The sequence below is a fragment of the Streptomyces chartreusis genome (genome assembly GCF_008704715.1).
GTDB classification, from domain to species: domain Bacteria; phylum Actinomycetota; class Actinomycetes; order Streptomycetales; family Streptomycetaceae; genus Streptomyces; species Streptomyces chartreusis.
Map to the genome: position 1 here is coordinate 6,034,878 of NZ_CP023689.1, position 13,066 is coordinate 6,047,943.

Sequence of the window (13,066 nt, forward strand, 5' to 3'; positions counted from 1 at the left end):
TCCAACACCTGTTCGATGCGGATTCACGCACCTGCGTTGTAGGTTCGGCGCATGCCCGCTCCCGCCCACCTCGACCCGCGCCTGCTGCGCGCCTTCCTCGCCGTGGCGGAGGAGCTGCACTTCACCCGCGCCGCGGCACGGCTGTACGTCGCCCAGCAGGCGCTCAGCCGGGACGTACGGCGGCTGGAGCGGGAGTTGGGCGCCGAGCTGTTCGTGCGCACGACCCGGCAGGTCACCCTGACCGGCGACGGCGAGCGGCTGGTGCCGTACGCGCGCCGCGCCCTCCAGGCGCAGGACGACCTGCTCGCCGCCTTCGGGCAGGCCCGCCCCCTGCTGGTGGACCTGAACTCGCCGGGCCTGGTCACCGGCCGCAGGGTGCTGCACCGGGCCCGCGCGCTCGCCCCCGAACTGGAGCTCATGGCCCGCTACGAGAGCGGTCTGACGGGCGCCGCCGCCGAGATGGTGGCGGGCCGGCTGGACTGCTCCTTCGGACGGTTCGCCGGACTGGACCCGGCGCTGCGGGCCGGCCTGGACCACCAACCCGTACGTTTCGAGCCGATGGCGATCCTGCTGCCCGAGGACCACCCGCTGGCCGAAAAGTCGCTGGTGCCGCTGTCCGCGCTGGCCGGCGAGACCGTATACGCGGGCGCCGGGAACCCCCGTACGCCGGAGTGGACCGACCTCGCGCGCCGGCTGTTCGAGGAGCGGGGCATCGAGCTGGCCGCGCCCGCGCCGCTCGCGATCGGTGACGAGGAGTTCCAGAGGATCATGGCCAAGACGCGGAACCCGATCCTCGCCGTGGTGGACTTTCCGGCCATGCCGAGAACGGTGCTGCGTCCGCTCGTGGATCCCGTGCCGCTCTCTCCCGTGTCCCTGGTGTGGCGGAAGGGGCTGGTGCACCCCGCCTTCGACGCTCTTCGACGGGCGGCGGCCGAGGTCTCGGCGGAGGAAAGATGGCTCCGCAGACCCGCCGATGGATGGATTCCGGCCATGGATTCGGCCAGTATGAGAGTGCACAATTGACACGCTGGAACCACAAAACCTCCGCGTGCGCTACATTCGTGGCCTGAGCACGTTGTGGTAAAGGGGGGCGCTCGGCCGGGTGGGGGCTCGGTACGGCGGCGTGTGCTCAGTGTCGTACGCGCGCCCAGAACGGTCCCGTGGGGGGATGTGCGTGCGCGTGAAGAAGTGGCGAGAAGACGCCCAACCGGAGTGGCCCGATGTCGCATCGGCGCCGGGTTCCGGCGGGGGTTCTTCCGTGGGGGCTTCGAGGGGTGACACCCAGGCCTTTCCGGCTACCGGCGAGACAGCCGTGGCCGGTGTGCCTGGTCCCAGCCATCGCTCCCGATCCGAAGCAAGGGAGACGGAGATACTCCACGGTGGCGGGCGTGCCTACTCGGACGCCGATGAGACACAGGTCCTGCGAGGCGCCCCCGGGGCGTCCGCGGCCGATGCCGACCGGACCGCGGTACTGCCGTCGGTCGGGTCGGCCGACACACGCATACCCGGCGACGGGTCGGACGCACGCCGGCCCGACTCCGCCCGGGCGGACGGCTGGTCGGCCTTCGACCGCCCCTCGGCACGCCGAACCGACGCCTACCCGGCGGCCGGTGAGACGCGTCCCGCGCCTGCCGGTGAGACGCGTCCCGCGCCCGCCGTACGCGACCCGTGGGCCGACCAGCCGGGGGAGTCCGAGCGGCCGACGCGGTCCGCGCGGTCCGACGGACCCGGCGCGACCCACGACCCGCACGAGGTCACCGTCCAGCTCGACGGCGTCGGCCTCCACCTCGACAACATGCTGCGCGCGGCCAAGGACGCCCCGCGCAGCAGCGAGAACTCCGACGGACCGGTGTTCGTCGACGAGTCGGGCCGCCGCAGCCGCCGCTTCCGCCGGATAGGCATGGCGGTCGGCCTGGCCTGCGCGGTCTACGCCGTGGTCATCGTCGCCACGCTGCTCTCCGGCAACTCCGACGCGCCCTGGCTGCCCGTCGAGAACCCCAAGGAGAAGCCGGCCGGCCAGGTCGACACCCCGCCGCTGCCCGCGGAGTCGGCACCGCAGCCGTCCGCCACCGGCAGCGTCTCGCCCGGCACTTCGCCGACGGCGAGCACGGACGCCACCGCGTCCCCGGGTGCCGACGCGAGTGCGTCCGGCGCCTCGGCCACCGCCGAGAACCCCGGCACCTCGGCCGACCCGAAGCCGACGGCCACGAAGAGCATCACCAAGCCGGGCACCGGTTCCACCCCGGACCCGGATCCGCCCACCCAGCCCACCACCAGCGACCCCGACCCGAGCCCGACGGACGGCGGCGGCCCCACCGAGGAGCCGACCGATCCCGTGACGACCGACGAGCCCGCATCCGGGACGGTCGCGAACGGCCCGAGCGATCCCTCTCCTCTAGCGGAGGAGCCCGGCACCAACACCTCCGCGCTCGCCGCCCCGTCCCCGGAGTACACCTTCTGATGGCCTCCCGCACCCGCCGTCACGGGCCCGCGACCGGAGCCCCCGACGGCTCCCGGCGCCGACGCGTGCCCATGCGCCTGCTGCTGCCCTCGCTCGTCCTCGTCGCGCTGATGGCGATGTTGATGCTGCGGGGGTATGTGCACAGCGAGATCCTGGCCGACCACCGCGTCCGTCCGCCCGCCTCCTCCGACCAGGTGCCTGAGAAGATCCTGGAGGGCGGCCCGGTCATCGACACCCGCAGCGGCCGCACCGAGAGCCTCAGCCTCCCGGACCACCGGCTCGTCCTCACCTTCGACGACGGCCCCGACCCGACCTGGACGCCCAGGGTGCTGGACGTGCTCAAGGAGCACGACGCGCACGCGGTCTTCTTCGTCACCGGGACCATGGCCTCCCGCTACCCGGACCTGGTCCGGCGGATGGTCGAAGAGGGCCACGAGATCGGCCTGCACACCTTCAACCACCCCGACCTGTCCTTCCAGTCGAAGAAGCGCATCGACTGGGAGCTGTCCCAGAACCAGCTGGCGATCAGCGGCGCGGCCGGCATCCGCACCTCCCTGTTCCGCCCGCCGTACTCCTCCTTCGCCGACGCCATGGACAACAAGTCCTGGCCGGTCACCGAGTACATCGGCAAGCGCGGCTACATCACGGTCGTCAACAACACCGACAGTGAGGACTGGCGCAAGCCCGGCGTCGACGAGATCATCCGCCGGGCCACGCCCAAGGGCGGCAAGGGCGCGATCGTCCTGATGCACGACTCCGGCGGCGACCGGCACCAGACCGTCCAGGCGCTGGACACGTTCCTGCCGGAGATGAAGGCCGACGGGTACGAGTTCGACAACCTCACCGAGGCCCTCGGCGCCCCCAGCGCGCACACCGAGGTCACCGGCCTCGACCGCTGGAAGGGCAAGGCCTGGATCTTCCTCGTCCAGGCGTCGGACAACATCACGGGCGTGCTGGTCGTCGGCCTGTCGGTGATCGGCTTCCTGGTCATCAGCCGGTTCCTGCTGATGCTGCTGCTGTCGGGCGTCCACGCACGCCGGGTGCGCCGCAAGGGCTTCCGCTGGGGCCCGCAGGTCACCGAACCGGTGTCGGTGCTGGTCCCCGCGTACAACGAGGCCAAGTGCATCGAGAACACCGTCCGGTCGCTGATGGCGAGCGAGCACCCGATCGAGGTGATCGTCATCGACGACGGGTCGAGCGACGGCACGGCCCGGATCGTCGAGGCGATGGGCCTGCCGAACGTCCGCGTCGTGCGGCAGATGAACGCCGGCAAGCCGGCCGCCCTCAACCGCGGTCTGGCCAACGCCCGCTACGACATCATCGTGATGATGGACGGCGACACCGTCTTCGAACCGGCGACGGTGCGGGAACTGGTGCAGCCCTTCGGCGACCGGCGCGTGGGCGCCGTCGCCGGCAACGCGAAGGTCGGCAACCGCGACTCGCTGATCGGCGCCTGGCAGCACATCGAGTACGTGATGGGCTTCAACCTCGACCGCCGGATGTACGACATGCTGCGCTGCATGCCGACCATCCCGGGCGCGGTCGGCGCGTTCCGCCGCACGGCCCTGGAGCGGGTCGGCGGCATGAGCGACGACACGCTCGCCGAGGACACCGACATCACCATGGCGATGCACCGCGACGGCTGGCGCGTCGTCTACGCCGAGAACGCGCGCGCCTGGACCGAGGCCCCGGAGTCGGTCCAGCAGCTGTGGTCGCAGCGCTACCGGTGGTCGTACGGCACCATGCAGGCGATCTGGAAGCACCGCAAGGCACTGGTGGAGAAGGGCCCCTCGGGCCGCTTCGGCAGGGTCGGACTGCCCCTGGTCTCCCTCTTCATGGTCCTCGCCCCGCTGCTGGCCCCGCTGATCGACGTCTTCCTCCTCTACGGCCTGATCTTCGGTCCGACGGAGAAGACCATCGGCGCCTGGCTCGGCGTCCTGGCCATCCAGGTGGTCTGCGCCGCGTACGCCTTCCGCCTGGACAAGGAACGCATGACCCACCTCATCTCCCTGCCGCTCCAGCAGATCCTCTATCGCCAGCTCATGTACGTCGTCCTGCTCCAGTCCTGGATCACGGCGCTCACCGGCGGCCGCCTGCGCTGGCAGAAGCTGCGCCGCACCGGTGTGGTCGAGGCGCCCGGCGGCCCCGTGCCGCGGCAGCGCTCGGCGGGCACGCGCGACGGTGATCGGAGGCCGGTCGGATGACGCACGGATACCAGCCGACGGACACCGGCGCGCACGCCGGACCGTCGGATCCCGCCTGGCCGACGGCGCCGTACGGTGTGCCGCAGCAGCGCGTAACGGAGCCGGAGCCCGAGCCGGCCGCCGCCGAACCGCCTGCGCCCGCGTCCGCGCCCAAGAAGCCGGGCCGGGACCGCTACCTGGACCTGCTCCGCTCCATCGCCCTGGTCCGCGTCGTGGTCTACCACCTCTTCGGCTGGGCCTGGCTGACGGTGCTGTTCCCGTCCATGGGCGTGATGTTCGCGCTGGCCGGCTCGCTGATGGCGCGTTCCCTGAAGCGTCCGGCATGGGGTGTGATCAGGGGCCGTGTCCGGCGTCTGCTCCCGCCCCTGTGGGTGTTCAGCGCGGTGGCGCTGGCGATGATGTTCGCGGGTGGCTGGAACCCGGTGAAGGACCCCGACCACGGGGGCACCTGGGGCCTGGTCGACCTGATCAACTACATCGTTCCCATCGGCGCTCCGCCGTTCCCCTGGCACATCGGCTCCAAGTCGGGCCTGCTGGAGGACACGTGGGCGGTGCAGGCCGCAGGTGTGCTCTGGTATCTGCGCGCCTATCTGTGGTTCGTCGTGGCGTCGCCGCTGCTGCTGTGGGCGTTCCGCCGGGCGCCGTGGCCGACGCTGCTCGCCCCGCTCGGTCTGACGGCCGTCGTGGGCACGGGCATCGTCACGATCCCCGGTGAGACGGGCAACGCGGTCACCGACTTCGCGGTCTACGGCAGCTGCTGGGTCCTGGGCATGGCCCACCACGACGGGTTCCTCGCGAAGATCCCGCGCTACGTGGCGGTCTCCTGCGCGGCCCTCGTGATGGCCTTCGGCCTGTGGTGGGCCTCGGGCCACCTGGGCCCGGACGGCTGGGACCTCAACGACATCCCGCTGGCCCAGGCCACCTGGTCCTTCGGCTTCGTGGTGATCCTCCTCCAGTACTCCCCGTCCTGGCAGGAACTCCCGGGCAGACTCGCCAAGTGGGACAAGCTGGTGACCCTCTCCAACAACCGAGCGGTCACCATCTACCTCTGGCACAACCTCCTGATCATGGCCACGGTCCCGATCCTCGACCGCCTCTACGAACTCCCCTTCATGCAGGACGAACGAGCCACAGCGGCCCTCGACTCGACCTACATGATCTGGATGTTCTTCCTCGTCTGGCCCCTCATCGGCCTGGCCATCCTGGCGGTGGGCTGGGTGGAGGACATCGCAGCAAAACGAAGCCCGAGGCTGTGGCCGAACGGCACCAAGAAAACGAAGCCCCGCCGAAGGAACACCTCCCGAGCGGGCCACCGCGCGAAATAGAGGCGCACCGGGTCGGCCTGGTTCTGCTGATCACGGAACCGGGCCGACCGCCGTACTCGCTGTCGGAACCCCGTGGAAGACTGGCCGGGTTGCGGACGTGAACGGGGTGGCCCGAGGGGTTTGGGGCCGGGGGGAGCTGTGCTGATGAGTAAGCGGCAGGTGCAGAAGATGCTGCGGTTGATCGCGACCGGGGAGCCCGTCGAGCTCACCAGTCCGATGGCCTCCGTGAAGAAGCTCGCCAAGCTCGCCTTCATCGCCCAGCAGTTCGGCTACGAGTACATGGACGTACGGCAGAGCGGCGGGCGCAACAACGCGCTCGTGATGCTGATCGTGCCCGACCCGAGCCCGCAGGCCCGTGCCCGTGCCGCGCAGAACTGGGCGCAGTATCCGAACGCCGGTGACGGGGTCTCCGTGCCGCCCCTCGTGCCCGACGCGCACGAACTCCTCAAGGCCCGCATCAATTTCGACCTCACCGGCAAACACGCCGAGAAGAAGATGTACTGGGCGGCCGGCGGCATCACCCTCGGGTTCGTGCTCGCCGTCGCGAAGGCCGGCGGGGACGGCGATGCCATCCTCTTCGCCGGACTCGGGTGGGTCGGGCTCATGGCCCTGCTCGGGGTCGGGCTCGTCGTGACGCGGAAGCGCAACGCCAAGTTCGCCGCCCGGCTCCAGGCCGCCGGCTTCATGCCGGTGACCGATGAGAGCGGGCGCGTGCGGTATCTGCCGCCGGGCGGGCAGCTGCCGGGGCACGGGAATCCGTTCGGCGGCGTCGCCAACGGTCCCTACGGCAACCAGCAGCCCGCCCCGGGGCCGTACGGGCCGTACGGCCATCAGCCGGCTCCGGGTGCCTATGGTCATCAGCCCGCCCCGGCCGCCCCTTACGGCACTCAGCCCCCGGCCGCCCCCTACGGCAACCAGCAGCCCGCCGCCCCCGGCCACTACCCGCCGCCCCAGCAGCAGCCGTACGGCTACCCCCAGCAGGGCGCCCCGCAGCCGCCGTACCCCCAGCAGAACCCCCACTGGCAGCCGCCCCAGCAGCACTGAGGTCTCCGTATCAGGGGGCCTTACGGAGGGGCGCGGTCAGGGAACCTCTCATCCCACCTCCCCACCCGGTGAGAGCAAAGTTCCTTTCCGGTCACTCGGTGCCACAGGCAGGAAACGCGCTCTCCCTACCTTCGGGATCAGCCACTCATAGGCGTGGTGCGATCGAGTCCGAAGACCGTGGAGGCGACATGACATCCCCTAGCCCAGCCCCCGTCGCGAGCAGGGGAGGCCACTGGATCGAGCACTGGGACCCCGAGGACGAGGCCTTCTGGAACGAGACCGGGGAGAAGATCGCCCGGCGGAACCTCTTCTTCTCCGTGCTCTCCGAGCACATCGGGTTCTCGATCTGGACCCTGTGGTCCGTGATGGTGCTGTTCATGGGGCCGGAGTACGGACTGACCCCCGCCGACAAGTTCACCATCGTCTCGATGGCCACGCTGGTCGGCGCCATCGTCCGCGTGCCCTACACCTTCGCCGTCGCCGTCTTCGGTGGCCGGAACTGGACGGTCATCTCGGCCAGCCTGCTGCTCGTGCCGACGGTCGCCGCGTTCACGGTCATGGAGCCGGGGACGTCGTTCGGCACCTTCCTGGTGTGCGCGATGCTGGCCGGCGTCGGCGGCGGCAACTTCGCCTCCAGCATGACCAACATCAACGCCTTCTTCCCGCTCCGCAAGAAGGGCTGGGCCCTCGGACTCAACGCCGGCGGCGGCAACATCGGCGTCCCGGTCGTACAGCTCGTCGGTCTCGCCGTCATCGGCGCCAGCGGCGGCCCGCGCCTGCTGCTCGGGATCTACATCCCGTTCATCGTGATCGCCGCGACCCTCGCCTGGCTGAAGATGGACAGCATCTCGTCCGTCAGGAACGACACCGGCGCCGCCAAGGACGCGGCCAGGGACCCCCACACCTGGATCATGTCCTTCCTCTACATCGGCACCTTCGGTTCCTTCATCGGGTACTCCTTCGCCTTCGGGCTGGTCCTCCAGACCCAGTTCGGCCGTACGCCCCTCCAGGCCGCCTACGTCACCTTCATCGGCCCGCTGCTCGGCTCCCTGATCCGCCCCGTCGGCGGCGCGCTCGCGGACCGGTTCGGCGGCGCGAAGATCACGCTGTGGAACTACGTCGCCATGGCCGCCGCGACCGCCGTGATCGTCGTGGCCTCGATGCAGAAGTCCCTGCCGCTGTTCACCACCGCGTTCATCGCCCTGTTCGTGCTCAGCGGGCTCGGCAACGGCTCGACGTTCAAGATGATCCCCGGCATCTTCCACGCCAAGGCCCTCGCCAAGGGACTGGACGGCGAGGAGGCCGCCGCTCACGGCCGCCGGCTCTCCGGCGCCTCCATGGGGCTCATCGGCGCGGTGGGCGCGCTCGGCGGACTCGGCATCAACCTCGCCTTCCGCCAGTCCTTCCTCACCGTGGGCTCCGGCACCGGTGCCTTCGTCGCCTTCCTCGCCTTCTACGGCCTCTGCTTCGTGGTCACCTGGGCCGTATACCTTCGCCGCCCGGCTGTCACCGAGACCGACGCCACACCGGCCACGGAGGCAAAGCCGCAGCTCAGCTACGCCGAGGTGTGACGTAACACCGCCGACATACGGCCGAACCGAGCCTGTCACGCACCGTTGACAGGCTCGATCGGCATGCAGATGGGACCACCACGGGTGCGTTCAGGAACACCCGATGGTGTGCTCACCTGAGGCAGGCAACACGACTCGAGTGCGGGACGAGAGTTTATGTACGACGAACAGCAGCAACCCGAACACGGGCCCCTCGCGGGGTTCACCGTGGGCGTGACCGCCGCGCGCCGCGCCGACGAGCTCGGAGCGCTGCTCCAGCGGCGCGGTGCCGTCGTCCTGCACGCCCCCGCCCTGCGGATCGTGCCGCTCGCCGACGACAGCGAGCTGCTCGCGGCCACCAAGGAGATCATCCAGCGGACGCCGGACGTCGTGGTCGCCACGACCGCGATCGGGTTCCGGGGGTGGATCGAGGCCGCCGACGGGTGGGGGCTCGGTGAGGATCTGCTGGAGCGGTTGCGGGGGGTCGAGCTGCTCGCTCGCGGGCCCAAGGTCAAGGGCGCGGTGCGGGCCGCCGGGCTGACCGAGGAGTGGTCCCCGTCCAGCGAGTCCATGGCCGAGGTGCTGGACCGGCTGCTGGAGGAGGGCGTCGAGGGGCGCCGTATCGCCATACAGCTGCACGGGGAGCCGCTGCCCGGGTTCGTGGAGTCGCTGCGGGCCGGGGGAGCGGAGGTGCTCGGGGTGCCGGTGTACCGGTGGCTGCCGCCGGAGGACATCGGGCCGGTGGACCGGCTGCTGGACGCCGCGGTCTCCCGTGGCCTCGACGCCGTCACCTTCACCAGCGCGCCCGCCGCGGCGTCGCTGCTGTCGCGGGCGGAGGAGCGGGGGCTGCTGCCCGAACTGCTCGCCGCCCTCGCCCATGACGTGGTTCCTGCCTGTGTCGGGCCGGTCACCGCCCTGCCGCTCCAGGCCCTCGGCGTCGACACCGTCCAGCCCGAACGCTTCCGGCTCGGGCCGCTCGTGCAGTTGCTCTGCCAGGAACTTCCCGGGCGGGCCCGGTCGTTGCCGATCGCCGGTCACCGGGTGGAGATCCGGGGGCACGCGGTCCTGGTGGACGGCGCGCTGCGGCCGGTGCCGCCTGCGGGGATGTCGTTGCTGCGGGCGTTGTCGCGGCGGCCCGGGTGGGTGGTCGCGCGTGCGGAGCTGTTGCGGGCGTTGCCGGGGGCCGGGCGGGACGAGCATGCGGTGGAGACGGCGATGGCTCGGTTGCGGGCGGCCCTCGGGGCGCCGAAGTTGATCCAGACGGTGGTGAAGCGGGGGTATCGGCTGGCGTTGGATCCGGCGGCGGACGCGAAGTACGCGGACGCGTGAGGTTCTTTTCGCCCCCGCCGCCCCTACCCGTCCCGTCCCCGGGGGCTGCCGCCCCCGGACCCCCGCATCGGCCCTGAACGGGCCTCGTCCTCAAACGCCGGACGGGCTCAAAGGGGGGGGCGGACCGGCCCGCTGTCACACGCCGGACGGGCTGGTGGGCGCCGACCGGCGCTGAGCCCGGCCGTATCCCACCAACGCCCGCCCCAGACACCCCACCGCCACCGTCGACAGCACCGCCCGCACCACATTCCAAGCCACCCACGGATCCTCGAACTCCTCCCGCAGCGCGCTCGGCGACCCCGCCTCCGTGAGGCCGTTGTTCAGTGGGATGTTGAAGGCGACCGTCACCAGGAACGCCAGCCCGTAGGCCATCAGCGCTCCCCACACCCACCACCGGTAGGGCCGGGCGCGCAGTTGCCACGCCGACACCCCCGTCAGCACCAGCGCCCCGAGGAAGCCGAGCAGGAACACCGGGTTCTGGATCACGTCGTTGATGTCGCGCATGACGTCGACGAACACCCGGTCGTCGCTGCGTGCCAGCGCCGGCATCACGGCGCAGGCGAAGATGTAGAAGGCCCCGGCGATCAGGGCGGTCGCGACCGTGGCCGCGCCCAGTACCGTTCCGGCGATCGTGTCGTTTCGTGTCATGCCCCCCAGTCAACGGCCGCGCGGGCGCCCCGAACATGGCCGTCACGCGCAGCCGCATACGCGGTCGTCCAGCGCCAACCGCCGGTACGAGGGGTTCCGGCCCCGCCGCGGGGCAGGCACTGTAAGGGGGAACGGTTCCCCCAGATCTCCCCCCAGCTCTCCTCACGGCATCTCACCGACCCCTCCTGACCGGGTTGACCCCTAGGCGGTGACAGGCACATGGCACTGGGTACGGCCACGGACCCGTACGAACTGCGCTTCGACGCCGGGCGGATCTCTCTGGATCTCCTCGCGACCACACACCCGGAGGAACGGTTCGACTCCGTCGAGGTGCTGTGTGCCTGGATAGTCGGCGCCGGTCTCGTCCCGCCCGGCACCCCGCTGGCCCACGCCGGCCCGCCCTGGCTGGTGGACTTCCGTGAACTACGCGGACGAATAGGACAGTTGGTGCGCGGCTCGCTCGCCCCCGAGCCCTGGCCGTCGTACGACATCGCGCTCGCCCGGGTTAACGACGTCGCCCTCGCCGCGCCCCCGGCCCCGCGTGCCGTACGCGGGGAGGACGGCACGCTGGTGCGGGAGTTGGATCATCCGCCGGAGTGCGCCGCGCTCCTCGGGGCCGTCGCCCGGGACGCGCTGGAGCTGCTCACGGACCCCGTCGCGCGGGCCGCGCTCAGAGAGTGCGAAGGGGACAACTGCCCCATCGTCTACCTCGACACCTCACGGGGGCGCAGGAGGCGTTGGTGCTCCAGTGAGGTCTGCGGGAACCGCGAAAGGGTGGCCCGGCATCGTCGCCGAACGGCACTCACCCGAGCCTGACAGTCCGTTATGCGGCTTCTGTGAAACGGTCGTCGAAGTGATTTCGATTACATGCCGTTTACCTACGCCACCGTAGGGAAGCGTGGAGATGATCTTGCCGATGTGACGGAAATGTAAAGATCGCGCGGTGGGAATGTGCTGCCATGTCCAGCTCGTCACGTCACTCGGAAGAAAACTGTCGCCTCACTTTGAACACCCAACGCGCCCCTTCCGTACGGGTAGTCGAGCGACCGACTGGGGGAACCCCCGGACATCGGAGGTGGGCGTGCGCAAGGATTCCGTCGTGGCCAATGAACGTGGATCGAGGGCCCGACATCGCATGTCCCAGCCCTCGGAACCTGATGAGGAGCTGATGCGTGCGCTGTACAGAGAGCACGCCGGACCCCTCCTTGCGTATGTCCTTCGACTGGTCGCCGGTGACCGGCAACGAGCAGAGGACGTTGTGCAGGAGACGCTCATCCGTGCCTGGAAGAACGCCGGACAGCTCAATCGAGCGACCGGATCGGTACGCCCCTGGCTGGTGACGGTCGCCCGGCGCATCGTCATCGACGGCCACCGCAGCCGGCAGGCCCGGCCGCAGGAGGTCGATCCGTCGCCGCTGGAGGTCATCCCCGCGGAGGACGAGATCGACAAGGCGCTGTGGCTGATGACGCTGTCGGACGCACTCGACGACCTGACCCCCGCCCACCGGGAGGTTCTGGTCGAGACGTACTTCAAGGGGCGTACGGTCAATGAGGCGGCCGAGACGCTGGGCATACCCAGTGGCACCGTTCGCTCAAGGGTTTTCTATGCCCTGCGGTCGATGAAGCTGGCTCTGGAGGAGCGGGGGGTGACGGCGTGATGAGTGTTTACGGGGGAAACCAGGGATTCGGGATGGGCGGTTCGGGTATGTCTGGGTCCATGAGCCCCATGCAGGGACGACCGGGCCCGAGCGAGCACGAAACCGTCGGCGCCTACGCCCTCGGGATTCTCGACGACGCCGAGGCAACCGCTTTCGAGGCTCATCTCGCGACCTGCGAATGGTGCGCCCAGCAACTGGACGAACTCGCCGGAATGGAACCGATGCTGGCCGCGCTCGCGGACCTGCCCGGATCCGGTTCACCCGCGATCGGTGAGTCCCTGTCGGCGAAGCCCAGCCCGCGCATCGTGCACAACCTCGTGGACGAGGTCGCCGAGCACCGCGCCCAGAAGCGCCGGCGCAGTTTCTACATGGTGGCCGCGGCCGCCGCGCTGATCGTCGCCGGCCCGTTCGCCGCGATGGCGGCCAGTGGCGGCAGCGACAGCGGTGGTGACGACGGCAACCGGGTCGTGGCCGCGGCGAACCCGGCCAAGGACCTGTTCACCGGCATCGAGAACAAGGTCTCGGGTTCCGACGCGAAGACCGGGGTCACCGCGACCGTCGGCCTGGACGGGAAGCCCTGGGGCACCCAGACGGGTCTTGAGCTCAAGGGCGTCAAGGGCCCGCTCAAATGTTCCCTGATCTTCGTCGGCAAGGACGGCCAGCGCGAGACGGCGGCCTCCTGGTCCGTCCCCAAGTGGGGCTACGGCATCCCGGACGCCAAGACCGAGCAGGCCAGGAACCCGCTCTACGTCAGCGGCGGCGTGTCCATGGCACCCGACGAGGTCGATCATGTCGAGGTCATGGACTTCGACGGAAACAAGCTCGTCGAGGTCGACGTGTAGTCGACG

General features: G+C 70.4%; 11 protein-coding genes. 10 read left to right on the top strand and 1 reads right to left on the bottom strand.

The features are described 5' to 3' along the window. The first annotated feature begins 51 nt into the window (after positions 1-51). The 7 genes from CP983_RS26470 (at position 52) to CP983_RS26500 (ending at position 9,913) form a co-directional block, all read left to right on the top strand. The gene (locus tag CP983_RS26470) at positions 52-1,023 is read left to right on the top strand and encodes a LysR family transcriptional regulator (protein WP_150502242.1); all 972 of its coding nucleotides are present in this window, start codon (positions 52-54) and stop codon (positions 1,021-1,023) included. Between the two features lie 298 nt (positions 1,024-1,321). Further along, positions 1,322-2,461 carry a hypothetical protein gene (locus CP983_RS26475; RefSeq protein WP_150502244.1) on the top strand — a complete coding sequence of 380 codons (1,140 nt, stop codon included), beginning with the start codon at positions 1,322-1,324 and terminating at the stop codon, positions 2,459-2,461. Beyond that, entirely contained in the window at positions 2,461-4,665 is a 2,205-nt protein-coding gene (locus tag CP983_RS26480) for a bifunctional polysaccharide deacetylase/glycosyltransferase family 2 protein (protein ID WP_150502246.1), read from the top strand. The genes CP983_RS26475 and CP983_RS26480 overlap by 1 nt, the downstream gene beginning before the upstream one ends. Beyond that, complete coding sequence (locus CP983_RS26485) at positions 4,662-5,990, top strand: acyltransferase family protein (RefSeq protein WP_150502248.1); 1,329 nt, start codon at positions 4,662-4,664, stop codon at positions 5,988-5,990. Before CP983_RS26480 ends, CP983_RS26485 begins: the two co-directional genes overlap by 4 nt. 144 nt (positions 5,991-6,134) lie before the next feature. After that, on the top strand, positions 6,135-7,034 hold the full coding sequence (locus CP983_RS26490) for a hypothetical protein (protein ID WP_150502250.1): 900 nt from the start codon (positions 6,135-6,137) through the stop codon (positions 7,032-7,034). A gap of 188 nt (positions 7,035-7,222) precedes the next feature. Next, the gene (locus CP983_RS26495) at positions 7,223-8,605 is read left to right on the top strand and encodes a nitrate/nitrite transporter (RefSeq protein WP_150502252.1); all 1,383 of its coding nucleotides are present in this window, start codon (positions 7,223-7,225) and stop codon (positions 8,603-8,605) included. Between the two features lie 156 nt (positions 8,606-8,761). Next, positions 8,762-9,913, top strand: coding sequence for a uroporphyrinogen-III synthase (locus CP983_RS26500; RefSeq protein WP_150502254.1), 1,152 nt, complete (start codon positions 8,762-8,764; stop codon positions 9,911-9,913). A 135-nt stretch (positions 9,914-10,048) separates the two neighbouring features. Here CP983_RS26500 and CP983_RS26505 read toward each other — a convergent pair whose 3' ends face one another. Next, a complete protein-coding gene (locus CP983_RS26505; RefSeq protein ID WP_150502256.1) occupies positions 10,049-10,561 on the bottom strand; it encodes an anthrone oxygenase family protein in 513 nt (170 codons plus the stop codon). A 219-nt stretch (positions 10,562-10,780) separates the two neighbouring features. Between CP983_RS26505 and CP983_RS26510 the strand changes: the two genes are divergently transcribed. The 3 genes from CP983_RS26510 (at position 10,781) to CP983_RS26520 (ending at position 13,060) form a co-directional block, all read left to right on the top strand. Further along, the gene (locus CP983_RS26510) at positions 10,781-11,377 is read left to right on the top strand and encodes a CGNR zinc finger domain-containing protein (RefSeq protein WP_107905689.1); all 597 of its coding nucleotides are present in this window, start codon (positions 10,781-10,783) and stop codon (positions 11,375-11,377) included. A 319-nt stretch (positions 11,378-11,696) separates the two neighbouring features. After that, positions 11,697-12,218 carry a sigma-70 family RNA polymerase sigma factor gene (locus CP983_RS26515; RefSeq protein ID WP_010039908.1) on the top strand — a complete coding sequence of 174 codons (522 nt, stop codon included), beginning with the start codon at positions 11,697-11,699 and terminating at the stop codon, positions 12,216-12,218. A 59-nt stretch (positions 12,219-12,277) separates the two neighbouring features. Continuing rightward, complete coding sequence (locus CP983_RS26520) at positions 12,278-13,060, top strand: anti-sigma factor family protein (protein ID WP_271664117.1); 783 nt, start codon at positions 12,278-12,280, stop codon at positions 13,058-13,060. Positions 13,061-13,066 lie beyond the last annotated feature (6 nt).

Coding starts and splice junctions, on each gene's coding strand:
- CP983_RS26470 (WP_150502242.1), top strand. CDS start 52: ATGCCCGCTCCCGCCCACCTCGACCCGCGCCTGCTGCGCGCCTTCCTC.
- CP983_RS26480 (WP_150502246.1), top strand. CDS start 2,461: ATGGCCTCCCGCACCCGCCGTCACGGGCCCGCGACCGGAGCCCCCGAC.
- CP983_RS26485 (WP_150502248.1), top strand. CDS start 4,662: ATGACGCACGGATACCAGCCGACGGACACCGGCGCGCACGCCGGACCG.
- CP983_RS26490 (WP_150502250.1), top strand. CDS start 6,135: ATGAGTAAGCGGCAGGTGCAGAAGATGCTGCGGTTGATCGCGACCGGG.
- CP983_RS26495 (WP_150502252.1), top strand. CDS start 7,223: ATGACATCCCCTAGCCCAGCCCCCGTCGCGAGCAGGGGAGGCCACTGG.
- CP983_RS26500 (WP_150502254.1), top strand. CDS start 8,762: ATGTACGACGAACAGCAGCAACCCGAACACGGGCCCCTCGCGGGGTTC.
- CP983_RS26505 (WP_150502256.1), bottom strand. CDS start 10,561: ATGACACGAAACGACACGATCGCCGGAACGGTACTGGGCGCGGCCACG.
- CP983_RS26510 (WP_107905689.1), top strand. CDS start 10,781: ATGGCACTGGGTACGGCCACGGACCCGTACGAACTGCGCTTCGACGCC.
- CP983_RS26515 (WP_010039908.1), top strand. CDS start 11,697: ATGTCCCAGCCCTCGGAACCTGATGAGGAGCTGATGCGTGCGCTGTAC.
- CP983_RS26520 (WP_271664117.1), top strand. CDS start 12,278: ATGAGCCCCATGCAGGGACGACCGGGCCCGAGCGAGCACGAAACCGTC.